Genomic DNA, 21,177 nt, shown 5'->3' on the forward strand with positions numbered 1-21,177 from the left:
GCCGCTCGGTTGCCGGCCGCCGGACGGGCCCGGCTTCGCGCTACGCGACCGGCGTCGCCCCGTTGCGCGAGACGGGTACGGCGGAGCCGTCCGCCGCGCCGGTCGGTACGGAGCCGTCCGTCACCCCGGTCAGTGCGGAGACCGGCATATCGGCCAGACCCAACTCCTTCACGGCCGCCAGGAGTTGCTGCACCTGGCCCGACGCGGACCCGGCTCCCGGCGCCCGCATCATCCGCATCAGCAGCGCGGACACCGTCAGGTTCCGCACATCGCCCGTGGACACCGACCCGAGCACCCGGGTCAGGTCGTCGGTGAACGACGAGGTGCCGTTCAGCCACGGACCCGCGAGGGCCTTCGCCGTGTCCGAGTTCTCCACGAAACCGTCGAAGCTCTTGCCCATCGAGATGGACGAGACCAGCCGGTCGAAGAAGACCGACTCCCCGCCGACGATGTCGATGTCGGCGTTCTCCAGGCCCGTGGCCAGCACCGTCGCCTGTGCCTCGGCCACCTGCCGCTGCACATCGAGGCCGGCCAGCCGGATCTCCTTCTCCGCGGCGAGCCGCAGCCGGTACTCCTCGTGCCCGCGCGACGCGTCGTCCAGCGCCGCCATCGCGGCCGCCTTCTCGGTGAGGCCCGCCGCCTCGGCCTTGAGCTTCTCACCGATCATCGCCGCGTCGGCCGTCGCCTGGGCCTGGGTGCCCTCGGCCGTCGCGAGCGCCTTGAGCCTGGCCCCTTCGGCCTCGGCCCTGAGCCGGGCGGACGCGGCCTCGGCCTCGGCGAGACCCTTCTTCTCGATGACGTCGGCCTCCGCGTCCTGCACCTGGACCTCCGCGAGGCCGGCTGCCGCGGACTCCGCCTGGATGCCCTCGGCCAGCCGCAGCTTCGCCTGGGCGTCCAGGTCCGCGGTCTTCAGCCGGGCCTCGGCGAGCGTCAGCTGCTCGGCGGCCAGGTGGGTGGCCGCGGCCTCCGCCGCCTCGGCGGCCTTGATGTCCTTGACCAGCTTCTCCTGGGCCTCAGCCTCGGCGGCGATGATGACCGACCTGCGGGTGCGCTCCGACTCCTCGACGGCCCGCAGCGTCTTGATGGACTCCTCCTGCTCGGCGACCGTACGGTCCACCGCGATCCGCTCCCGGATCACATCGGCGACCTCGCGGCGCTCGGCCTCGACCTCCTTCGTCGCGGCGATCCGGTTCAGCTCGGTCTGCCGCTCGCGCCCGATGACCTCGATCAGCCGGTCCTTCTCGATGCGCTCGTTCTCCACCGCGATGACCCGCTCGCGGTTCTTCTGCGCGACGGCGATCTCCCGGGCCTGGTTCTCCCGCTGGATGCCGAGCTGCTCCTCGGTACGGATGAACGCGGCCTGGGCGCCGAGCCGCTCCTCCTCCTGGACCTTGGCGGTGGCGGCCTCCTCGCGGGCCCGCAGCGTCTCGACCTCGCGGCGCTGCTTGATCTCGGCCTCGGCCTGGCGGCGCTCCAGCTCCAGGATGGTCTCCCGGGCGTCGACGTCCTGCCGGGTGATCTCCTTCTGTTCGGTGCGCTGGAACTCGTTGGTGCGTACGTGCTCGATCGCGGTCAGCTCGGTGATCTTGCGGATGCCCTGCGCGTCCAGGATGTTGGCGCCGTCGAGCTGCGTCATCGGCGTCTGCTCAAGGAAGTCGATCGCGGCGTCGTCGAGGTGGTAGCCGTTCAGGTCCGTGCCGATGACCCGGATGATGCGGTCCCGGAACTCCTCGCGCTTGGTGTACAGATCGACGAAGTCCAGCTGCTTGCCGACGGTCTTGAGCGCCTCGGCGAACTTCGCGCCGAAGAACTCCTGGATCCCCACCTTGTCGCTGGCCCGCTCCGTACCGATGGACTGGGCGACCTTGATGACGTCCTCGACGGTCTTGTTGACCCGCACGAAGAAGTTGATGTGGATGTCGGCGCGGATGTTGTCCTGGCAGATCAGGCCCTCGCGCCCGGTGCGGCGGATCTCGATGGTCTTCACCGAGATGTCCATGGTCTCGGCCTTGTGCAGGACCGGCAGGACGACCGCCCCGGTGAAGGTGACATCGACCTTCTTGGTCTTGGAGATGATCAGCGCCTTGCCCTGCTCGACCTTGCGGAAGAGCCGGCTGATGACGAGAAGCAGCGCGACGGCGATGAGCAGGACAACGGCTACGAGCACACCGAAGCCCAGGGTGATGGCATCCATGACAGTCCTTGCGGCTGGTGAGGAAGGTGGTGAAGGGAAGGGGGTGCGGCGGTCCCGGCGGCCCGACGGCGGGCGACGGCGACGCGACGGGTGGCCCGGCCGGTGCAGCCGGACCGAGCGGTCCGAGCGGTCAGCCGGTGCGGCGCGGGGAGCGGCGGGCACCCGTGCGCGGCGGCGCCGTGCGTGGTCGGGGCGTCGGCGGTCCCGGGTCCAGCGCCTTGTCGTAGGGCGAGACCCAGAAGAACTCGCCCTCGTCGTCGTAGGCGTACAGCAGCCCCGCACTGCCCGCGGCGAGGGCCGTGCCGTCCGCCGGAGCGAGCAGCCGGACCTGGACGATCGCGGTGGAGCCGTCGTCCGCCGTGACCTCGGCCTGGCCGAAGTCGGAGCTGACGGAACCGGTACGGATCGTGCAGACCCGGCCCAGGAAGTCCTGCCGCGACGGCGGGGGCTCGTCGGGGAAGCGCCGGCGGAAGCAGCGCACCAGCAGCCGCAGCACGGCCCGGCCGAGCAGCAGCGCTCCGACGAGCACGGCACAGGCGAGCGCGGCCCGGGTGAGGCCGGTGGCATCGCTGCGGTGCAGCAGGACCGTACCGGTGAGGCCGGTGAACCAGCCGACGACGACCATCACGGACACCGAGACGGTGACCGGCACCCCGCCGATCCCGGCAAGGTCGGTATCGAGGTCGCCGTCGAAGCAGTGGTGGTCGGCCGCACCGGCCAGCACGAGGAGCCAGAAGACGACGACGACAGCCAGCGCCGCGCCGAACAGTACGGCGGGAAAGGCAGTTGCCGCGCTCAGGAACTCCTGCATCCGTCGACCCCCTTGTCCTGCCGGGCGGCCGGTGATGACCCAGGTGCTGCGGCACCGCCCGAAGCGGTGCCGCAGCAGCCGGGTCGTCCCCCGTGTCCCCCGTGTTCCCCCGGTTGGTGCTGACCGGATCGTGTCATCGGGGGGCGTGACATCGCACTGCCGGAGTCCGGCAATCTTTGCCCTTCCTTGATGCCGGGCACCGGCACCAGCCGGTATGCGTTGAGTCAGTGTCAAAGTCGCGTCAGGACTGGAGGAGAACGCGTGCCGGAGCCGGAGATACCCGATGAGCTTCTGGGTGACTACGCCCGCATCCTGACCGATGTGGCCGCCACCGGCCGCCGGCTCACCCGGGACGAGCTGGAGAATCGCCGCCTGCTGGGCCGGGAGGCCGCCGAGGCCGGATTCCAGCTGCGCGCCCTGGTCGTCCGTCATCTCGCAGCGACCCGCGCCGCCTGGCCGCTCACCTCCCCCGGCGACGGCGCGGCCACGGATTCGGTGCTGGCCGCGGTCGAGCAGGCCGTCGACGCCTTCGCGGAGGGCTTCGAGCGGGCCCAGCGGATGACCGTCCGGCGCGAGGAGGCGGCGCGCCGCGAGTTCATCGACGACCTGCTGTACGGGCGCAGCGATCTGGGCCGGCTCGCCGAGCGGGCCACCCGGTTCGGGCTGCGGCTCTCGCGCGCCCACGCGGTCGCGGTGGCGACGGGCCCCGAGGCGTACACCGAGACCGACTCCGTGCCGCGCACGGTCGAGGCGGCGCTGCTCGCCCGCTTCGGCGGCCGGAAGATCCTGATCACGACGAAGGACGGGCGGCTGGTCTGCATCGCCCCCGGCAGCCAGCCCGACGTCCTGCGGTACTTCGCCAAGCAGTCGCACGCGGCGACGGACGGCGGCCGGGTCGCGGTGGGCCGCCCGCACCACGGGCCCGGGGGCGTGGTCCACTCCTACGACGAGGCGCTGGACGCGCTGGATCTGGCGGGGCGGATGGATCTGGACGATCCGGTGCTGTACGCCGCCGATCTGCTGGTCTACCCGGTGCTGACCCGCGACCGGCAGGCGATGGCCGATCTGGTGCGCAGTGAGCTGGGCCCGCTCCAGCAGGCCCGCGGCGGTGCCGAGCCCCTTCTGAAGACGCTCAACGTCTACTTCGACGCGGGCTGTGTGGCCGCCGAGACGGCTCGTCGGCTGTCGCTGAGCGTGCGGGCGCTGACCTACCGGCTGGAGCGGATCCATCAGCTGACCGGTTCCGACCCGTCCGACCCGACGCACCGCTACACCCTGCAGACGGCGGTCATCGGCGCCCGGCTGCTGGACTGGCCGACCAAGGAGGTCTGATCCGCCGGGGGGAGGAGATGAGCGCGAATCCCCGCCACCGTGTCAGGCCTCTGGCCGGCAACCCGCGCTTATGACCGGGCTTTTGGTCCGCAACCCGCACCGGTCGCCCGGGTTCGTCCCGCAACCCGCGTACGGCGCCGGGTAGTTGAGGGCGAAACCCCGCACCCGTCGACGCGGCAATGACGCGCGCGCCGTGGATGCGGGGTCCGGAGGAAAGTGGCCGGGGGTGTGCAGGGGGGAGTCGCGCACCCCCGGCCTGCCGGGCGCCGGCCGGTGGTCGGTCGGCCGCGCTTCTTCCGGCGGTTCGGGGCCGGACCGGGCAGCCGGGCCGGCGGACGAGCGGGAGACCTACAGGTCGAACTCGTGCGGCGGGAGGTCGAGCGCGAAGCACGCCTCCCGCACGACGGCCTGCTCCGACTTGTCGAAGTCGCCGTCGGCGCCGCCGATCACGATGCCGATCTGGATGACGGCACGCGCCTCGGCGGGCTTCTTCTTCGCCTTGCCGATCTCCTGGAGCACGCTGACCTTGCCGAACGCGAAGTCGGCGGTGAGCTTGTTCACGTAATCGTTGAAGCGACGCTGCAGATCGTCCGCCGGGAAGTTCTGCAGAACCTCGTTGGACGCGATCAGCGAGGCGACGCGCTGGCGCTCGGACGGGTCGATGGAACCGTCGGCCGCTGCGACAAGGGCGCACATGGCCATGCTCGCGTCGCGGAACGCCCCGCTCTTCAGGTCGTTCTTCTTCGCTTCCAGCTGCGACTGCATCGACGAGGCGGATTCCTTGATCCGATCCCACAGTGCCATGACGTCTCCATACGTTGCGTTGCGTTGCCGGAATGAAGTCCAACTCTACAGACGTGTAGAAGTTAGCAGCAGGGGCGCCTGCTGTGTCCCGGAAACGGCGGTAAGTAGGATGCTGCGACGCCGCGGCCGACGCGGCATCGCAGAAGGGCGGACCCGATGGACTCGGCCAGGCCCGGCCACCACCCGGACAACGAACCACTGCGCGACGGAGTGCCCGGCGCCGCCGCACCGTTCCCCGGCACGGTGCCCCCCGACGCCGGAGATCCCGGAAGCCGGCGGCTGCGCAGGCGCGGGCAGGGCGAACTGGAGGCGCAGGTCCTCGCCGTGCTGCACTCGGCGGACGGCCCCGCGACGGCCGGCTGGGTCCAGGAGCACCTCGAAGGCGACCTCGCGTACACCACCGTCATCACGATCCTCTCCCGCCTCTTCGCGAAGAAGGCCGTGACCCGGTCCCGCGAGGGCCGCTCCTACACCTGGACGTCCGCCTCCGACGAGGCCGGTCTCGCCGCCCTGCGGATGCGCCGGGTGCTGGACGGCGAACGGGACCGGGACGCCGTGCTCGCCCGCTTCATCTCGGCCCTGTCCCCCGGTGACGAGGAACGCCTGCGCGTACTTCTGGCGCGGGCGGACGCCCCGGACGATCCGGACAACCCCCGTGACACGGAAGGCCTGTAGCCCACCGATGGGTGTCTTCGTCTGTCTGCCGCTCGTGCTGCCGCTGACCGCGCTGCCGATCGCGCGCCTGGCCGAACAGCATCTGCACCCCCGCAGCGCGACCCGGCTGCTCGCTGTCGTCGGCGTGCTGCTCGCCCTGTGCAGCACGCTCTGCCTGGGCCTTCTGATGGTGGTGGGCACCGCCCAACTCCCGGGCAATCCACTGCCGGACAGCTGGTCGGACCCGGAGGTGCGGGACGCGGTGCCGTACGAGGTGAAGGCGGGCATCGTCGCGATCGGGGTGCTGGCGGCGGTGCTCGGGGCGTGCGGGTGGACGGTGTACCGCCATGTGCGGCTGCGTATCCGTGCGGGCCGTGCGCTGGCCGCCGCGCCGTCCGTCGTCTCGGGCGATGTCGCGGTGCTCCCGGATCCGCAGCCGTATGCCTACGCGCTGCCCGGGAGTCCGGGCCGCGTCGTCGTCTCGACCGCGATGGCCGAGTGCCTGGACGTCCGTGAGCGGCAAGCCCTGATCGCCCATGAGCGGGCCCATCTGGCCGCCCGGCACCACCGCTATCTGCTGGCCGCCCAACTCGCGGCGCGCGCCAACCCGTTCCTGCTGCCACTGCGTACCGCGGTGTCGTTCAGCACCGAACGGTGGGCGGACGAGGACGCCGCGTGCGCGGTCGGCGACCGGCGGGTGGTGGCGGTCGCGGTCGGCAAGGCGGCGCTGTACTCGCACCGTGCTCCGGACGTCTCGGCCGGCTTCGCGGCCTTCGCGGCCCCGGCGGCGGGCCCGGTGCCGCGCCGGGTGGAGGCGCTGCTCGCCCCGGTCCCGCCGGTCCGGCTGTGGCCGCCGTCGTCCGCGCACGTCGCCCTCGCGGCGCTGGTCGCGGCGGTGGGCACGGCGGCCTCGGCGCTGTCGTCGCTCAACGCCGCCGTGACGCTGGTGGGGATCCTGCGCGCGACGACCCCGCTATGAGTCGTACGAAGGGGATGGACCCACCGGCCCGCCGGTGAGGTGTCACCATGCAAAAGTTGCACAGTCCAAAGGTTTGTGCCACCACCCGGTGCCGCGTCCCGGTACCGATTCGAGTACTGCGCACCGGCACGGTACAAAGAGGCATGGCCGCGCACGAACACGCACCTGAGGACCGATCCCCGGACCGGGGGGACGACGTCGATGAGGTGACCCGTGCCGTACTGACGGCCTCCAGGCTGCTCGTCGCCGTCTCCGCCCGCTCGCTGGCGGCGGTGGAGGACCGGGTGACGCTGCCCCAGTTCCGGCTCCTTGTAGTGCTGTCCACGCACGACGAGGCCAAGCTCGTGACGCTCGCCGAACGGCTCGGGGTGAACCCGTCGACCGCGATGCGCATGCTGGACCGGCTGATCGCCGCAGGCCTGGCCGAGCGGCAGGTGAACCCCGCCAACCGCCGGGAGACGGTGCTGCGGGTCACCCCCGCGGGCCGCCGGCTGGTCGAGGACGTCACGGCGGGCCGGCGCCGGGAGATCGCCGGCATCGTCGAGCGGCTCGCCCCGGAGCAGCGCTCCGCCCTGGTCGACGCGCTGACCGCGTTCACCGCGGCGGGCGGGGAGCCGTCCGTGCCGGGGGACGGCTCGGACGCGTACCCGCTGGGCTGGACCTCCGACCTCCCCGCCCGGCGCGACGGCTGACGTCCCCGCCCGCCACGACGGCCGGTCTCAGTCGGCGGAGGAGGCGAACTCCTCCTGGGTGGTGGGCGCCGGGCGCGCCGCCGGGACCTCGCCGCTCCCCTTGCCACCACTGCTTTCCTTGCCGGTGCTGCCGTCCCGGCCGCGCCACGCCTGGATCCGGGCCACGGCCGGCTGGGTCCAGCGGGCGGTGAGCGGTCCGACGATGACGAGGATGAGGACGTAGGCGGTGGCGATGGGCCCGATCCGGGGCTCGGTCGCCACGGCCAGACCGGCGATGACGATGGAGAACTCGCCGCGTGCGACGAGCGTGCCACCGGCCCGCCACCGTCCGCGCGAACCGATTCCGGCCCGCCGGGCCGCGTACCACCCGGTGCCGATCTTGGTGAGGACGGTGACGATCGCCAGCAGCGCCGCGGGGAGCAGCACCGGCGGGATCTCGGACGGATTCGTGGAGAGCCCGAAGAACACGAAGAAGACGGCGGCGAACAGGTCCCGCAGCGGCGTCAGCAGCTTGCGCGCGCCCTCGGCGACCTCGCCGGAGAGCGCGATCCCGACCAGGAACGCACCGACGGCGGCGGACACCTGCAACTCCTGGGCCACACCGGCCACCAGGACGGTCAGTCCGAGGACGACCAGGAGCAGCATCTCCGGGTTGTCCGAGGACACGGCCCGGCTGATCAGCCGGCCGTGCCGCAGCGCCAGATAGAGCACGAACCCGACGGTGCCGAGCGCGATGAGGAGGGCGATGCTGCCCCCGGCGAGGCCCACTCCCGCGAGCATCGCGGTGAGCAGCGGCAGGTAGACGGCCATCGACAGGTCCTCGATGACGAGCACGCCGAGGATGACGGGTGTCTCCCGGTTGCCCAGCCGTCCGAGGTCGGTGAGCACCTTCGCGATGACCCCGGACGAGGAGATCCAGGTGACCCCGGCCAGGGCGACCGCGCCCACCGGCCCCCAGCCGAGCAGCAGCGCCGCCACCGCGCCAGGGGTCGCGTTGAGCACGAAGTCGACGGCCCCGGACGGGTACTGGGTCTTGAGGCTGGTCACCAGTTCCGACGCGCTGTACTCCAGGCCGAGCAGGAGCAGCAGCAGGATGACGCCGATCTCGGCGCCGACGGCGGTGAATTCCTCACTGGCCCCGAGCGGCAGCAGCCCGCCCTCGCCGAACGCGAGCCCGGCCAGCAGGTAGAGCGGAATCGGCGAGAGCCCGATGCGTCCGGCGAACCGTCCGATGAGTCCGAGGCCCAGAATGACGGAGCCGAGCTCCACCAGCAGTGCGGTCGTGTCGTGCACGGTCAGCCCTCCGCAATGATCTCGGAGAGCGTGTCGACGCCCTCACGTGTGCCGACGGCGACGAGCGTGTCCCCGATGGCCAGCCGGAAGTCCGGACCGGGCGACGGATGCGCACTGTGCGTCCGCAGCACCGCCACGATCGAGGCCCCCGTCCGGGTCCGGGCCCTGGTGTCCCCGAGCAGCCGTCCGCCGTACGGGGAACGGGTGCCGAGCGGGATGTGCTCGGTGACCAGGTCGATGCCCTCGGTGCGCACGGCGTCGATGGGCGCGGAGTCGATCAGGTGCGCGAGGCCGGTGGCCTCTTGAGGTGTCAGGGGTACCGAGAGCCGGCAGGAATCAGGGTCGTCCTGGTCGTAGAAGCCGATGAACCGCCGTCCGTCGTGGTGGACGACGACGGAGATGTGCTGGCCCGACTCGGTCGTGTAGTCGTACTGCACACCGACTCCGGGCAGCGTGGTGCGGTGGGTTCCCATGACTTCCTCCCGAGAGGTGCGGCGGCTCTTTGACGCACTTGGTGATCTCTTTATCTGCGCATTACCTTATCCGGAGGGTCCCGCCGCCTCGGGGGTGCGGGGCTGCCGGGTTCGCGTCCGGCAGGCTCGGAGCGCGAGTTCGATTCTCGTCACCCGCTCCACGGCGAAGGCCCTGGTCGGAGACCAGGGCCTTGTTTGTCGTCCAGTGCTACAGGGGCTGCAGGGACACATCTGGTTGCGACCTGGCCCCTTCCTGCATGGCAGGCTGATGTATCCCCGTAGCGTTACTCAGCCGTGCATCGCGATGCTGTGGGCGTACAGGGCGATCACACCGGCGACGCAGGCGAGGATCACCCATGAACCGAAACCGGTGTGTTTCCCACTGCCTTTGGGTCGCGCGGCCTTCCCGGACCGCTTGGACCGCCCCGGCGCCGCCCGTCCCGGCGCGCCCGGCGCCACATCGGCCGCCGCCTCGGCGAGCAGGCGACGGCAGGTCGCGGCGAGCACGTCCGTACCGGCGGAGAGGGGCACCACGGCCTCCAGGCGCGCCGGAGCGGTGGTGCCGCCGTCCAGGATGCGCCCGACGCGTACGAGGGTCTCGTCCCGGCCACCCGTCGGAGCGAGGCTGATCCACCGCCGTACATGCTCACCCCGGATGACCACACCACCGGACCGCTCCCGGTACACGGTGTGTTCCCGCCACAATAGCTTCGCCAACTCCCCGGCAGTGGCCCTCAGTTGTGCGCTCACAACCCCTCCCCCTCCGCCCCGCGGCGAATCGAACAAGCATCGCACTTTAGCGGCACGCGCAGAGCGGGGGTCCAGCAGTTCCCGGCGGCCGTCGCCGGGCCGGGTTCCGGAGGTGGGTGGAGTACCTCGTCGGTCGAAATGCTCCCCCACTGATGGCCGCCTAGTTGTTGCCGGCAAGCAGGTTCTTGACGCCTTGCTCCAGCCACAACAGTGGAGTTCGTCGGCGACGGCGAACATGCTGACCGCGACGAGGCCACCGTCGCGCGGGAACCGCGCACGTCGTCGTCGCAGGCTCGTTCGACTGAGCTAGTAGGGGCGGGGACTGGAAACGGAGCATCTGCCACCGCGCCAGCCCCGACCCTACTGGCCGTGCTCGGGTTCGTCGTGGATGGTCAATGCTCCGGCGAGGTCGAGGTCGGCGACAGTGCCGTGTGCCCCCGCCCGGACGAGCAGCACTGCGCCGAGCGCGGTGCTCCAGAACGTCCTGACCTCCACGTCGAGCGGTCGGCGGGCCCTCCAGCCGCGACCGTCGATGAGCTGGCTCACGAAGCGCTCGGATTGCCGGAATAGCAACTGGAGGTGCCGGTCGACCACGGGGGCGAGTTCTGGCTTGGAGATCCCGGCGGCGAGTGCGCGTGCGACCGATGGGAGCGAGGGCATGGCCAGTGCGGCGCGGGCGATGTTGCGCCGAAATGTCGCCGCATCGAGGGCTTGGCGACCGATGCGCTCAATCCGTCGGGCGTCGTGCAGCAAGCCGAGAAAGGCGGCGTGCACGAGCAGCGAGTCCTTGGAGCCGAAGTAGTAGGTGACCTGATTGGGGAAGACGCCTGCCGCGTTCGCGATCTCCGCGACGCTCACCTCGGCGCCGTGCCGCTCCTTGCAGAGCCGTGCAGTTGCCTCAATCAGCCGGCGCCTCGTCGCGCGACCGCAGTCACGCGACCGAGCCGACGTTGATCGAGCTTGGGTTCGCTTCTTCTCCACAGCCAAATTGTATGTGATACAAAAAGTGCTGTCGTTTGTATCGCATACAAGAAAGGTTCAAAGCATGCACCGGACTGAAGTCGTCGTGACCGGACTCGGCGCGATCACACCACTCGGTGGAGACGTGGAGTCCACCTGGAAGGCCCTGCTTGCCGGCGAGTCGGGCATCCGCGGCGGAGTCCTGCGCGGCCACGAGGATGCCGGCCTTCCCGACACCGTCGCGGGGACGATGGCGATCGACCCCGCCGAGTCGCTGCTGCCGGTGCAGGCCAGGCGGCTCGACCGCTCGCAGCAGGCAGCCTTCACCGCGGCGGCCGAAGCCTGGGCCGATGCCGGTGCCCCGCGGGTGGACCCGGACCGGCTTGCATCAGCGATCGGCACGGGCATCGGGGGCGTACGGACGCTGCTGAAGGAAGACGACGTACTGGAGGCGGCCGGGACGCGGCGCGTCTCGCCACGCACGGTACCGATGCTCATGCCCAATGCGGCGGCGGCGCTGATCAGTATCGAATACGGCGCACGGGCCGGGGTCTACACGCCTGTCTCGGCGTGCTCTTCCGGTGCCGAGGCGATCGCCCTGGGGGCCAGGCTCATCCGTGCCGGCGAGGCGGACGTGGTCATCGCGGGCGGGACCGAGGCCGCGATCACCCCGATCACCGTCGCCGGCTTCGTCCAGGCACAAGCACTGTCGCGGTACACCGCCGAACCCGCCTCGGCGTCCCGGCCGTTCGCCGCGGACCGCAGCGGATTCGTCCTCAGTGAAGGCGCCGCTGTCGTGGTGCTCGAAAGCGCCGAGCACGCCAGCGGCCGGCGCGCGCGCGTCCACGCGGTGCTCGCGGGAGCCGGCATCGCCGCCGACGCTCACCACATCACGGCACCCGCTCCCGACGGCTCCGGTCAGGTCTCCGCCATGCGGAAGGCCCTTGCGCAAGCCGGTTTGGCTCCCGAGCAGATCAGCCACATCAACGCCCACGCCACCGGAACTCCGGTCGGCGACGTCGCCGAGGCACACGCGATCGGGGAGGTCTTCGGCCGCGCCACCGTGACAGCCCCCAAGGCGGCACTCGGTCATCTCTTTGGCGCGGCTGGTGCGATCGAGGCGCTCATCGCCGTCCTCAGTGTGGAGCACGGCGTCATCCCGCCGACCCGCAACCTCACCGCGGCCGGCGTCGGGCCCGACATCGATCTCGATGTCGTCGCAGAGCGACGAGACGTCCCCCAGGAGGCCGTGCTCAGCAATTCCTTCGGCTTCGGCGGACAGAACGTCTCACTCATCGTCACCGGCGCCCGGCACCACGCGTCCCGTACGGCCTCGACGACACCATGACCCACGCGAACGCACCCTTGTCCGTGGAGGGTCGCCGCCGATTGATCGAACGTTGCAAGACCCGTCCGATCGCGCATGTCGCCGCAGAGATGGGGATTCCCGGGCAACGGCGTCGAAGTGGGTGAACCGGCACCGGCGACACGGCGAACTCGGGTTGGTCGATCGAAGCCCGACGCCGCACCATCAGCCGAGTGCGACACCAGTCGACGTGGTCACACGCATTGAGGAGATGCGGCGTGCCCTCAAGTGGTCGGCCACTCGCATCGCCCACGAGCTCGCCGTCGACGGGATTGTGATCTCGCGCCGCAAGGTCACCCGCCACCTGGCCGCCCTCGGTCTGAACCGGCGGAAGTTCATCGACCCCAACGGCAAGACCAACCGAGAGCTGCGGCCGGTGGCTATGAACCGGTAGATGAAGAACTTGGGGAGAACTACTCCCACCCACCCTCCGAAGAGGCCGGAGCTTCCGAAGTCGGGGAGGACGAACGGGTGTTGCTCTCGCTGCGGCACACCAATCCGCAACTGCACCTCGGGGTCCGGGAGGCGCGGGGGCCGAGGCCGCTGCCGAGTGGATTCGGCGCGGCGTGAGTGCTGCGGATCTGCGGCGGGCGTTGACCAGTGAGCTGCCCAAGGACGGCGTACGGTCCGCTGTCGGGTTCCTGCGCCACCGGCTCGTCCAGAAGCTTCCGGCGCCGGTGGCCGCCCAGTCCCCACCCGTCGCGCCGTCGCCCGTACGGGAGTTCGCCGTCTGTGAGGGGGAAGGCGAGGATCACGTCTTCCGTCCTGTCGGGGACGAGACCCTGTGCGGGCCGTGTGCCCGTGAGGCGAACCGGGCGTACTGGGCTGCCCGGCGGTCCGAGATGGCGATCGAACCCGATCCACTGCCGTGGCGGGAGCGGGTCGCGGCGATCATCGAGAGCGAGCAGGGGCGGGAGCGAGGGGCGGCAGCGGGTCCGTCTGCCGCTCTCGCCGCCACGCGCGCATCCGGCAACCTCCGTGATGCGGCGACGGGGTCGTAGGCTCGCGGTCACGGTCGCCAGGGACCGGCCGGGATGCCCATGGGCGGCGGCAGGCGGAAGGGGCACGCGATGGCGGACTTTCGGGAACTGAGGTTCAGGGCGGTCACGTCGTTCCAGCGGCACGTCGTGAACCCGCTCGCGAGACGGTCGGGGTCGCAGATCCTGCTGGAGACGAAGGGCCGGACCTCCGGGCTGCCGCGCCGTACCCCGGTCGGCGGTCGGCGGGTGGGCCAGGAGTTCTGGCTGGTCTCGGAGTTCGGGGAGAAGTCCCAGTACATCCGCAACATCCGGGCCGACCCCCGGGTCCGGGTCCGCATCGCGGGCCGCTGGCACACCGGCACCGCGCACCCGCTCCCCGGGGACGACGCCCGCGCCCGGCTCAGGACCCTGCCGCGCTACAACAGCGCGGTGGTACGGGCGTTGGGCACGGATCTGCTCACCGTGCGGGTGGATCTCGCGGACTGAACCCGGACATGAGCGTGCCCGGACGGTGGGCAACCGGCCGGGCACGTACGGGTGGTGATGCGTCGGATCAGTCGGTGATCTCGATCTTGCCGTTCTGGTCGCCGTTCGGGGCGGTGGGCTCCGGCTGGGCCGGGACCTCCGCCTTGCCGCCCTTGAGGTTCTTCAGCAGGGCGGCGATGTCGACTCCCGTGGTGGAGCTGAGGAGTTCCATGCCCTGGGCGACGTTGTCCGTGACCGTACGCGACAGCTGGCTCGCGCCGTCCGTCGAGATCACGGTCATCTTGTCGACGGCGCTCAGCGGCTCGGACGCCTTGGCGACGACCTGCGGCAGCACCTCGACCAGCATCTGGAGCACGGCCGCGTCGCCGTACTGCGCGAACGCGTCCGCCTTCTTCTGCATGGCCTCGGCCTCGGCGGCACCCTTCGCCGCGATGGCCGCGGCCTCCGCCTCGCCCTCGATGCGCACGGCGTCGGCGAGCGCCGAGCGGTGCAGCTTCTCGCCCTGACCGGTCAGCCGGGAGCGCTCGGCGTCCGCCTCGGCCTCCTTGACCTGGGCGATCCGGCGGGCCTCGGCCTCCTGCTCGGCCCGGTAGCGGGCGGCGTCGGCGGGCTTGCGGACCTTGGTGTCGAGCTCGCGGTCGGTCAGTGCGGCCTGGCGCTGGGCGACCTTCTCCTGCTCGGCGAGGATGTCCTGCTGGCGGGCGGCGTCGGCCAGCGGGCCCGCCGCGTTGGCCTGGGCGGCGGCCTCGTCCGTCTGCGCCTTGATCTCGGCCTGCTTCAAGTGGAGGGTCCGCTGCGCGATCGCGATCTCCTCCTCCGCCTTGAGCCGGGCCTGCTCGGCGGCACGCCGGGCGACCGCCTCGGCGATGTCCGCCTCCTGCTTGGCGCGGGCGGCCTCCGGGCGGCCGAGGTCCTCCAGGTAGGAACCCTCGGTGGTGATGTCCTGGATCTGGAAGGCGTCCAGGATCAGGCCCTGGCCGGAGAGGCTGGCCTCGGCCTCCTCGGCGACCTGGCTGGCGAATGCCGCCCGGTCGCGGATGATGTCCTCGACCGACATCCGGCCGACGATGGCGCGCAGCGCCCCGGAAAGCACTTCCTGGGTGAAGCGGACGATGCCGTCCTGCTGCTGGAGGAAGCGCTGGGCCGCGGCCCGGATCGTCTCCTCGCTGCCGCCCACCTTGACGATCGCGACGCCTTCGAGGTTGGACTTCACGCCGCGCAGGGTCACGGCGCCGCGCACGGCCACCGGGATCTGCCGGCTGGACAGGTCCAGGGTGAACTTCTGCTGGACGAACGGGACCACGAAGACCCCGCCGCCGACGACGACCTTCTGGCCGCTGTTGTCGATGCTGGTGCGGCCGGTCACCGGATCGGTCGACTTCTTGCCGCGGCGTCCGGTGATGATGAACGCCTCGCTGGGCCCGGCGACCTTGTAGCGGGTGATGACGGCGAGCGCGAGGAGTACCAGGAGTACGACGGCTCCGATGACTGAGATCACGACTGGGCTCATGAAGATGTCCCCCCTGCCTCCCTGAGGGGACGGCAGTTCGAGTCGGGCGGTACGGCGCGGTTCGGTGCGGCGCACCGCGGGTGTGTCGGTTGGGCGGTGGTCAGCGCTCGACGGGGCGGACCACGACCGAGGTGGTCGACAGTGCGGCCTCCACCCAGATCTCGGTGCCGCGTTCGACCGGCACCGGACTCTTCGCGGCGAGCTTCACCGGCTGGCCCCCGAGTCGCAGCAGGACCTCGCCGTAGCCGTCGGCCGGGATGGCCGTGACGACCGAGCCGGACGTACCGACGAGGTCGTCGCCGCGCGGTGTGGCGTCGGTCTGGTCTCGCATCAGCACCTTGCTGAACTTCCAGGTCAGCCAGGCCGCGACGAGCCCGGCCAGTACTCCGGCGGCGATCGCGGCGACCGTGCCGAGTCCGGTGGTGCCGAGCACGATCGCGCCTCCGAAACCGAGCATCGAGAGGAATCCGGCGATGACCGGGAGGGACAGGAGACCGTCGAAGAAGCCGCTCAGCACACCCCCGAAGAGCCCTTCGAGGATTCCGTCGAAGATCAAGGAAAGGGCGAGCAGAACGATTCCCGCAATGCCGAGACCGAGAAACAAGGTCACGTGATCCCCCTCCCCGATCTCCGAAATCCCCCGAACATTTCCGTCGAACTGGCTGGATGATCCCACACGCGCGCGGCAGCGGGTACTGCCGGGTTCCGGCAGTCTTTACGCGTTCTTGATGCCGGAGAGCTGTTCGGTGAGCGTGTCCAGCGACTGGTACGTGGCACCGAGCAGCGCGACATGCTTCCAGCGCAGCACCCCGTCGGGGCCGATGAGGAAGATCGCGCGGCGCACCCCGATCCCGGGCGCCGCGACGCCGTACGCCCGCGCGGTCTCCCGGTCGGTGTCCGCGAGCAGCGGCATCCGCAGGCCGTGGGCGCGGGCGAACGACTCATGGCTGTCCACATCCTGTGGACTGATTCCCCAGACCTCCGCGTCGAGTTCGTCGAAGGCCTCCAGGCCCGAGGAGTACGAGCAGAGCTGCTTGGTGCACACGGCCGTGTTGTCGCCCGGGTAGAACGCCAGGACCACGGAACGGCCGCGCGCCGCAGTGAGGGTGTAGTCGCGGCGTTCGAAGTCCTCGCCGCCGAGCAGGCCGCCCGGGAGTGTGAAGTCCGGTGCGCTCTCGCCGAGTTGTGGTGACGATCCCATGTCGTTTCCTCCGTGGTCCGGTGCTGCCGGGTTTCTTCCGTGCGTGTTCCGTACAGCATGCTCTCTACGGGTCCGGCTCCTTGCACCAGGAGGTACGTATGGCACAACCGCCGTCCGCCGCCCGCCCGTCCGCGGCCGTGCTCCTGCTGCACGGTGGCGCGGAGACGGGCCTGGCCGCGCCGCTGCCCGGCCCGCTGAACCTGCCCGGCGTGCGGATGCGTCCGTTCGCCCGGTCCATCGCCGGGGCGACGGGCGGCGGTGCCGAGGACGTTCTCGTACGCACCGCCCGCTATGCCCACCGCGGCTGGAACGGCCTCCGCGAGGATCCGCTCCACGACACCGTGCGCGCCCTGGACGCCCTGCGCCGTGAGGCCGGGGAGATCCCGGTGGTCCTGGTCGGCCACTCGATGGGCGCCCGTGCCGCGCTCCGTGCCGCCGGTCACCCGCTGGTGCGCGGGGTGGTCGGCCTCGCCCCGTGGTGCCCGGCCGGCGACCCGGTCGACCAGCTGGCGGGCCGCGACGTCGTCCTGCTGCACAGCACCCGGGACCGGATCACGAGCCCCCGCGCGTCCCAGCACCTCACCGCCCGGGCCCGGCTGGCCGGTGCCCGCTCCTGTCTGGTCGCGATCCGGCGCAGCGACCATGCGATGGTGCGTCGCGCCGGGGAGTGGCACGCGCTGACCACTCGGATCGTCACCGGCCTGCTGGACCTGGGCCCGCTCCCCGCGCCGGTCGTGACGGCCCTCGGGCTCCCGCCGGACGCTCCGGCGGTGGACGGCACCCTCGACCTGGATCTGCTGGAAGCCTGACGGGTCAGAGGGCGGCGCCGTGGTGCAGGGGCGGGGGAACGGGCGCACCCTGGTAGGGAGGTGATCGTCATGGCGATGACTACTGTCGGATGGCATGTCGAACTGGAATTCGAAGAAGATACCCATCGCACCCGCGCGGCCGCCCTGGTGCGGCTCCCGGACGGGACCGAGATGCGGGCCCATGGGTATGCGAGCCGCCACCCCTCCGACAAGGACCAGCCGAGGGTGGGAGAGGAGATCGCGGGAGCCAGAGCACTCAACGAACTGGCGATGAAGATGCTGACGAAGGCGCACGACGAGATCGACGAGGCGTCCGGCCGGACCTCGCACCCGCTCACCTGACGCGGGGGCCGAGGACGGTACATGTCCCGGGGCCGGCCCGCACGACGAGCGCCGGCCCCGGGCTGCGGATGCGCGGCGGGGACGGGCAGCCGACGATTGAGTGCCGGGCAGCGGGTGGTCCGCGCCCTCCCCAGGAGGTTGACGTGCAGGCCGATGCGTACGCCGACAGCCACGTGCCGTTCGACCCCCGTGCCCTGGCGGCCCTGGTCGACGGAACGATGGCAGGGGTGGGCGTGCTCGACACCGGGCTGCGCTATCTGTACGTCAACCCCGCTCTCGAACGGCTCAACGGCATCCCGGCCGCCGAACACCTCGGACGCACGGTCTCCGAGCTCCTCCCCGGGGTCGACGCGCGCGAGGACATGATGCGGGCGGTGCTCGCCGACGGGAAGCCCCGCGAGATCACATCCAGCGGATTCACCGCCGCGGCCGCCACGGTCCGGCGGTACTGGCACGGGGCGTACCACCGGCTGGAGATCGACGGGCGAATCGTGGGGCTGGCCGGGATCGTGCTGGAGGTCATGGCCTCGGACCGGGGGCAGCGCGAGCTGGAGCAGGCCCGGCGGCATCTGACCCTGCTCGACACCGCGGCCGCCCGGATCGGCACCACCCTGGACATGGACACCACCTGTGCCGAACTCGTCGACCTCGTCGTGCCGGGGCTGGCGGACATCGCGACGGTCGAGGTGTTCCCGCCGGACGTCGCCCCACCGGTCCGGCCCGCACCACCCGGCGTGCTGCGGCTGCGCCGGGCCGCGCTGCGGGCCGTGCCCGGACTGCGCGACGAGTTGCGGGGGTTCGGGCTGACCGGCGACTACATCGACTACCAGGAGGGCGCGGCCGTACCGCGCTGCCTGGCGGCCAACCAGCCCGTCGTGGAGAACCTCACCACCGACGAACAGCTCGCCCGCTCCGCCCCCGGCCCCGAACGGCTCGCCGCCTACCGGGCCCTCGGGATGCACTCGGCGGTCATCGTGCCGCTCACCGTGCGCAGCGGCCCGCTCGGCATCCTCGGCCTGATCCGGGCGGGCGACTCACCGGTCTTCACGGACGAGGACGTGGTGATCGCCCGGGAACTCGCCGGCCGGGCCGCCGTCGACCTCGACCACGCCCGCCGGTACGCCCACGAGCACACCATCGCCCTGGAGCTCCAGCGCTCCCTGCTGTCCGAGCCGCGCCCGCCGCACCCGCACATCGAGATCGCCACCCGCTATCTGCCGGCCGACCGGAGCGTGATGGTCGGCGGCGACTGGTTCGACGTCATCCCGCTGCGGGACGGGCGGCACCTCAAGGCGATGGGCGATGTGATGGGGCACGGGATGGAGGCCGCGGTCGCCATGAGCCACTACCGCTCCCTGCTGCGGATGCTCGCCGACGACGAGCTGCCGCCGCACCGCATCCTGGAACAGCTGGACCGGATGGTCGAGCGGTCCGGACTGGACCGGGCGGCGACCTGTCTGCTGGCCGTCGTCGACCGGTTCGGCGGGGCGTGCGAGGTGGCGAGCGCCGGGCATCTGCCGCCGGTGCTGATCGATCCGCTGACGGGCGCCAGGGTGTGCGACGAGGTGGCGGTGGGACCGCCGCTCGGCACCGGGTTCGGCGGTTACCGCACGACGCTGCTGGAGTTCGATCCGGGCACGGTGCTGTTCCTGTACACCGACGGTCTGGTCGAGCGGCGCGACGAGGACATCGACGTCTCGGTCGGCCGTCTCAAAGAACTGGCCATGCCGGCCGGCGGCAGCCTCGACGACCTGTTGAACGACGTTCTCGAACGGTTCGGTCCGGGCGCCGAGGACGACATAGCCGTGCTGGCCTCCCGCACCCGGCCTCCCGCCGCTCACTGATCCGCGTACGGGCGGCGGGTCAGCCCAGTTCCAGGCTGGTGATGCCGAACAGGCCGGTGCGGTCGATGTCCGGTGCCGGTCCCGTGTACATCCGGGCGGTCTCGAACGACGGGGTGAGGCCCAGCTGTTCGGCGAGCCGCACGGCCGCCGGGTTGACGTCGGGCACGTCGATCGCGACCGGGACGCCGGGATCGGTCGCCGCCAGCGCGCCGACCAGGGCGCCCGCCACCTCGGGTGATTCCGCGTACACGGGGCCGATCCGGGACGAGGTGCGGCAGGGGCGCAGCACGGCCAGGCCGCACAGTTCCCCGTCGCGGACGGCGGCGAGCGAGGTGCGGGTGGGGTGGGCGATCCACGGCGCGAGGAAGCTGTCCCGGTCGGCCGGGAAGAAGCGCCGGTCGTAGGCGGCGAGCCGGTCGAAGGGCACCGAGCGGCCGTCGACGAGCTCCGTGCCGGCCGGGGCGGACGGACCGGTGGGCGGCAGGCCCTCGTAGCGCATGTTCGTCCACACCGAACGGAAGCCGGACTTACGGTAGTTGGGCTGCTGGGCCACCACCCCGTCGAGGCCGGTGTTGCGCCCGTCCAGCCGTGCCATCCCGGCCCGCCAGAGCCGGCTGCCGTACCCCTGGCCGCGCAGGTGCGGGCGGGTGAGGTAGAAGCCGAGGAACCCGAAGCCGGAGCCGTAACGGACCACGGAGACGCAGGAGGCCGGTTCGCCGTCGAGCCGGCCGATCAGGAAGCCGCGCGGGTCGGTGGCGAAGAAGGCGTGACGGTCGGTCAGCCCGGGGTTCCAGCTTTCCTCGTGGGCCCAATCGGCCAGCATCGTGAGGTCGTCGGCGCTTGCGGTGGTGATCTCGAAGTTCGGCACGGGGCACCTGTACCCGGCAGGCGACCGTTTCAACGGTGGTTCTCCGTCACCACCCGGTCCATAGCGGGTGGTTGACGAGCAGCGCGACGGCGGTGGGTGGTTTTCGCTGCTAGAGCCCCAACGTCCGGTTCTGCGACTGGTATTCAGCGAAAGCCGCCAGTAGATCCGACCGCTGAAAATCAGGCCACAGGGTTTCCCGAAAGTGCAGATGTGTGTCAGATGCCTGCCACAGGAGAAATCCCGAGAGTCGCCGTTCCCCAGAAGTCCGAATGATCAGATCCGGCGGAGGGGCTTCCGTACTGGAGAGATGTCGGGAGACCTCTTCTGCGCCTATCTCTGCTGCGCTGTACGTTGGATTGCTGGATTCCCTCAACGCATTCCCGACCGCCCGGATTATCTCCTTGTGACCGTTGTAGGCGATGGCCAGGTTCACTACTTTTCTGGCTTCTCCTGGGAGGGGTCCGGAGGCGGGAATCAGGACATTGGCGAGTTCGGTCGGCAGTGTATCGATTTCCCCGATGGCTCGGGTGTTCCAGTCACTATTCTCCTGGAGTGAGACGACCAGCTCCCGGATTACATCCAGCAAGGGGAGAAGTTCATCCGAAGGTCGCTGGAGATTTCTTTCCGACAGAAGGAAAATCGTTACGATTTCCGCACCCAGTTCGTCGCACCAGGCGAGGGCGTCATGTACTCGCCTAGCGCCTTCCCGGAATCCCTCGACGACGGGTACGTGATGGCCTTTCGCCCAGCGCCGGTTTCCGTCGGCAATGAGGGCAACATGCCGGGGGGCTTCGGCGGTGCGGTTAAGAGTCTGTGCCACGAAATTCCC

At 70.9% G+C, this 21,177-nt stretch carries 22 protein-coding genes and 1 pseudogene; 11 read left to right on the plus strand and 12 right to left on the minus strand.

The window, feature by feature from the left end; all coding sequences use genetic code 11:
• Nucleotides 1-40: 40 nt before the first annotated feature.
• Both ABZY11_RS10195 and ABZY11_RS10200 read right to left on the minus strand, forming a co-directional pair.
• Nucleotides 41-2,194, minus strand: coding sequence for a flotillin family protein (locus ABZY11_RS10195; RefSeq protein WP_356478705.1), 2,154 nt, complete (start codon nt 2,192-2,194; stop codon nt 41-43).
• 130 nt (nt 2,195-2,324) lie between these two features.
• Nucleotides 2,325-3,005: a hypothetical protein gene (locus ABZY11_RS10200; protein ID WP_356478706.1), complete on the minus strand. Its 681-nt coding sequence runs from the start codon at nt 3,003-3,005 to the stop codon at nt 2,325-2,327.
• Nucleotides 3,006-3,266: 261 nt separating this feature from the next.
• Between ABZY11_RS10200 and ABZY11_RS10205 the strand changes: the two genes are divergently transcribed.
• Nucleotides 3,267-4,337: a helix-turn-helix domain-containing protein gene (locus ABZY11_RS10205; RefSeq protein WP_356478707.1), complete on the plus strand. Its 1,071-nt coding sequence runs from the start codon at nt 3,267-3,269 to the stop codon at nt 4,335-4,337.
• A 348-nt stretch (nt 4,338-4,685) separates the two neighbouring features.
• On the opposite strand, the gene ABZY11_RS10210 is transcribed toward ABZY11_RS10205, so the two are convergent.
• A complete protein-coding gene (locus ABZY11_RS10210; RefSeq protein WP_093899464.1) occupies nt 4,686-5,141 on the minus strand; it encodes a TerB family tellurite resistance protein in 456 nt (151 codons plus the stop codon).
• 156 nt (nt 5,142-5,297) lie between these two features.
• Between ABZY11_RS10210 and ABZY11_RS10215 the strand changes: the two genes are divergently transcribed.
• From ABZY11_RS10215 to ABZY11_RS10225, 3 genes are all read left to right on the plus strand, one after another.
• The gene (locus tag ABZY11_RS10215) at nt 5,298-5,816 is read left to right on the plus strand and encodes a BlaI/MecI/CopY family transcriptional regulator (protein WP_356478708.1); all 519 of its coding nucleotides are present in this window, start codon (nt 5,298-5,300) and stop codon (nt 5,814-5,816) included.
• Between the two features lie 7 nt (nt 5,817-5,823).
• The gene (locus ABZY11_RS10220) at nt 5,824-6,774 is read left to right on the plus strand and encodes a M56 family metallopeptidase (protein WP_356478709.1); all 951 of its coding nucleotides are present in this window, start codon (nt 5,824-5,826) and stop codon (nt 6,772-6,774) included.
• 143 nt (nt 6,775-6,917) lie between these two features.
• Nucleotides 6,918-7,466, plus strand: coding sequence for a MarR family transcriptional regulator (locus ABZY11_RS10225; RefSeq protein WP_356478710.1), 549 nt, complete (start codon nt 6,918-6,920; stop codon nt 7,464-7,466).
• A 27-nt stretch (nt 7,467-7,493) separates the two neighbouring features.
• On the opposite strand, the gene ABZY11_RS10230 is transcribed toward ABZY11_RS10225, so the two are convergent.
• The 4 genes from ABZY11_RS10230 to ABZY11_RS10245 all read right to left on the minus strand — a co-directional run bounded on the left by ABZY11_RS10230 (nt 7,494) and on the right by ABZY11_RS10245 (nt 10,963).
• Nucleotides 7,494-8,759 carry a cation:proton antiporter gene (locus ABZY11_RS10230; RefSeq protein ID WP_356478711.1) on the minus strand — a complete coding sequence of 422 codons (1,266 nt, stop codon included), beginning with the start codon at nt 8,757-8,759 and terminating at the stop codon, nt 7,494-7,496.
• Between the two features lie 2 nt (nt 8,760-8,761).
• A complete protein-coding gene (locus tag ABZY11_RS10235; protein WP_356478712.1) occupies nt 8,762-9,232 on the minus strand; it encodes a TrkA C-terminal domain-containing protein in 471 nt (156 codons plus the stop codon).
• A 288-nt stretch (nt 9,233-9,520) separates the two neighbouring features.
• The gene (locus ABZY11_RS10240) at nt 9,521-9,982 is read right to left on the minus strand and encodes a hypothetical protein (RefSeq protein WP_356478713.1); all 462 of its coding nucleotides are present in this window, start codon (nt 9,980-9,982) and stop codon (nt 9,521-9,523) included.
• A 360-nt stretch (nt 9,983-10,342) separates the two neighbouring features.
• Nucleotides 10,343-10,963, minus strand: a complete 621-nt coding sequence (locus ABZY11_RS10245) for a TetR/AcrR family transcriptional regulator C-terminal domain-containing protein (protein WP_356478714.1) — start codon at nt 10,961-10,963, stop codon at nt 10,343-10,345.
• 64 nt (nt 10,964-11,027) lie between these two features.
• Between ABZY11_RS10245 and ABZY11_RS10250 the strand changes: the two genes are divergently transcribed.
• The 4 genes and pseudogenes from ABZY11_RS10250 to ABZY11_RS10265 all read left to right on the plus strand — a co-directional run bounded on the left by ABZY11_RS10250 (nt 11,028) and on the right by ABZY11_RS10265 (nt 13,774).
• On the plus strand, nt 11,028-12,290 hold the full coding sequence (locus ABZY11_RS10250) for a beta-ketoacyl-[acyl-carrier-protein] synthase family protein (RefSeq protein WP_356478715.1): 1,263 nt from the start codon (nt 11,028-11,030) through the stop codon (nt 12,288-12,290).
• A pseudogene (locus ABZY11_RS10255) lies at nt 12,287-12,687 on the plus strand (leucine zipper domain-containing protein); the annotation flags it as partial. The gene ABZY11_RS10250 and the pseudogene ABZY11_RS10255, both read left to right, overlap by 4 nt.
• Nucleotides 12,688-12,874: 187 nt before the next feature.
• A complete protein-coding gene (locus ABZY11_RS10260) occupies nt 12,875-13,309 on the plus strand; it encodes a hypothetical protein (RefSeq protein WP_356478716.1) in 435 nt (144 codons plus the stop codon).
• A 69-nt stretch (nt 13,310-13,378) separates the two neighbouring features.
• Complete coding sequence (locus ABZY11_RS10265; protein WP_356478717.1) at nt 13,379-13,774, plus strand: nitroreductase/quinone reductase family protein; 396 nt, start codon at nt 13,379-13,381, stop codon at nt 13,772-13,774.
• Between the two features lie 67 nt (nt 13,775-13,841).
• Here the strand turns inward: ABZY11_RS10265 and ABZY11_RS10270 are convergent, their stop codons facing one another.
• From ABZY11_RS10270 to ABZY11_RS10280, 3 genes are all read right to left on the minus strand, one after another.
• On the minus strand, nt 13,842-15,284 hold the full coding sequence (locus ABZY11_RS10270; protein WP_356478718.1) for an SPFH domain-containing protein: 1,443 nt from the start codon (nt 15,282-15,284) through the stop codon (nt 13,842-13,844).
• Between the two features lie 100 nt (nt 15,285-15,384).
• Entirely contained in the window at nt 15,385-15,894 is a 510-nt protein-coding gene (locus ABZY11_RS10275) for a hypothetical protein (protein WP_356478719.1), read from the minus strand.
• Nucleotides 15,895-15,999: 105 nt separating this feature from the next.
• Nucleotides 16,000-16,485, minus strand: a complete 486-nt coding sequence (locus ABZY11_RS10280; protein WP_356478720.1) for a peroxiredoxin — start codon at nt 16,483-16,485, stop codon at nt 16,000-16,002.
• A gap of 98 nt (nt 16,486-16,583) precedes the next feature.
• On the opposite strand from ABZY11_RS10280, the gene ABZY11_RS10285 reads away from it, so the two are divergent.
• The 3 genes from ABZY11_RS10285 (at nt 16,584) to ABZY11_RS10295 (ending at nt 19,480) form a co-directional block, all read left to right on the plus strand.
• The gene (locus tag ABZY11_RS10285; protein WP_356478721.1) at nt 16,584-17,294 is read left to right on the plus strand and encodes an alpha/beta hydrolase; all 711 of its coding nucleotides are present in this window, start codon (nt 16,584-16,586) and stop codon (nt 17,292-17,294) included.
• Nucleotides 17,295-17,363: 69 nt separating this feature from the next.
• Nucleotides 17,364-17,636 (plus strand): DUF1876 domain-containing protein, encoded by a 273-nt coding sequence (locus ABZY11_RS10290; protein WP_356478722.1) that lies wholly within the window; start codon nt 17,364-17,366, stop codon nt 17,634-17,636.
• A gap of 143 nt (nt 17,637-17,779) precedes the next feature.
• Nucleotides 17,780-19,480, plus strand: a complete 1,701-nt coding sequence (locus ABZY11_RS10295; RefSeq protein WP_356478723.1) for a SpoIIE family protein phosphatase — start codon at nt 17,780-17,782, stop codon at nt 19,478-19,480.
• A 19-nt stretch (nt 19,481-19,499) separates the two neighbouring features.
• On the opposite strand, the gene ABZY11_RS10300 is transcribed toward ABZY11_RS10295, so the two are convergent.
• Nucleotides 19,500-20,348 (minus strand): GNAT family N-acetyltransferase, encoded by an 849-nt coding sequence (locus ABZY11_RS10300; protein WP_356478724.1) that lies wholly within the window; start codon nt 20,346-20,348, stop codon nt 19,500-19,502.
• A 109-nt stretch (nt 20,349-20,457) separates the two neighbouring features.
• Nucleotides 20,458-21,168, minus strand: coding sequence for a polyprenyl diphosphate synthase (gene uppS / locus ABZY11_RS10305; RefSeq protein WP_356478725.1), 711 nt, complete (start codon nt 21,166-21,168; stop codon nt 20,458-20,460).
• Nucleotides 21,169-21,177 lie beyond the last annotated feature (9 nt).

Origin of the sequence: Streptomyces sp. NPDC006510, assembly GCF_040611955.1 — a bacterium.
Lineage (GTDB): Bacteria > Actinomycetota > Actinomycetes > Streptomycetales > Streptomycetaceae > Streptomyces.

What these genes read in the sequence shown, in the direction of transcription:
- ABZY11_RS10195 (WP_356478705.1), bottom strand. Translation starts at nt 2,194, where the DNA reads ATGGATGCCATCACCCTGGGCTTCGGTGTGCTCGTAGCCGTTGTCCTG.
- ABZY11_RS10200 (WP_356478706.1), bottom strand. Translation starts at nt 3,005, where the DNA reads ATGCAGGAGTTCCTGAGCGCGGCAACTGCCTTTCCCGCCGTACTGTTC.
- ABZY11_RS10210 (WP_093899464.1), bottom strand. Translation starts at nt 5,141, where the DNA reads ATGGCACTGTGGGATCGGATCAAGGAATCCGCCTCGTCGATGCAGTCG.
- ABZY11_RS10215 (WP_356478708.1), top strand. Translation starts at nt 5,298, where the DNA reads ATGGACTCGGCCAGGCCCGGCCACCACCCGGACAACGAACCACTGCGC.
- ABZY11_RS10220 (WP_356478709.1), top strand. Translation starts at nt 5,824, where the DNA reads ATGGGTGTCTTCGTCTGTCTGCCGCTCGTGCTGCCGCTGACCGCGCTG.
- ABZY11_RS10225 (WP_356478710.1), top strand. Translation starts at nt 6,918, where the DNA reads ATGGCCGCGCACGAACACGCACCTGAGGACCGATCCCCGGACCGGGGG.
- ABZY11_RS10235 (WP_356478712.1), bottom strand. Translation starts at nt 9,232, where the DNA reads ATGGGAACCCACCGCACCACGCTGCCCGGAGTCGGTGTGCAGTACGAC.
- ABZY11_RS10250 (WP_356478715.1), top strand. Translation starts at nt 11,028, where the DNA reads ATGCACCGGACTGAAGTCGTCGTGACCGGACTCGGCGCGATCACACCA.
- ABZY11_RS10265 (WP_356478717.1), top strand. Translation starts at nt 13,379, where the DNA reads ATGGCGGACTTTCGGGAACTGAGGTTCAGGGCGGTCACGTCGTTCCAG.
- ABZY11_RS10270 (WP_356478718.1), bottom strand. Translation starts at nt 15,284, where the DNA reads ATGAGCCCAGTCGTGATCTCAGTCATCGGAGCCGTCGTACTCCTGGTA.
- ABZY11_RS10280 (WP_356478720.1), bottom strand. Translation starts at nt 16,485, where the DNA reads ATGGGATCGTCACCACAACTCGGCGAGAGCGCACCGGACTTCACACTC.
- ABZY11_RS10285 (WP_356478721.1), top strand. Translation starts at nt 16,584, where the DNA reads ATGGCACAACCGCCGTCCGCCGCCCGCCCGTCCGCGGCCGTGCTCCTG.
- ABZY11_RS10290 (WP_356478722.1), top strand. Translation starts at nt 17,364, where the DNA reads ATGGCGATGACTACTGTCGGATGGCATGTCGAACTGGAATTCGAAGAA.